This window comes from Mesorhizobium sp., assembly GCF_004962925.1.
Classification (GTDB): Bacteria; Pseudomonadota; Alphaproteobacteria; order Rhizobiales; family Rhizobiaceae; genus Mesorhizobium.
Window position 1 is genome coordinate 1 of record NZ_SUEO01000274.1, and the last position, 346, is coordinate 346.

Below are 346 nucleotides of genomic sequence, written 5' to 3' on the forward strand. Positions count from 1 at the left end.
CGCTAACTCTCACCAAGGGTAACCTTGTGAAGGGCTGGTATCAGTCCATGCACCGTGAGGCGCCGCAATCGGTCAAGGACGCCGTGGGTAAGTAAGATCGCTGATCGGGGACCGCATAAGTGAAAGCTTTTACTGCCAGAATGAAGTCGATCGAGCCGGTGAGCTATATTGTCTATGTCGGCTTCCTTGTGATTTTCATCATTTTTGCCGTCATTCTGCGCGACGTGGGCTTCCTCACGCCGCGCAACCTCCTCAACATCGTGCAGCAGACCGCGCCCATCACCGTGATGGCTGTGGCAACTGTGTTCGTGTTCACCGCAGGCGAGATCGACCTCTCTATCGGCTC

General features: G+C 55.5%; 1 pseudogene. It reads left to right on the forward strand.

From position 1 onward, the window contains the following. Positions 1–140: 140 nt before the first annotated feature. Positions 141–346: pseudogene (locus E5W87_RS32250) on the forward strand (ABC transporter permease); the annotation flags it as partial.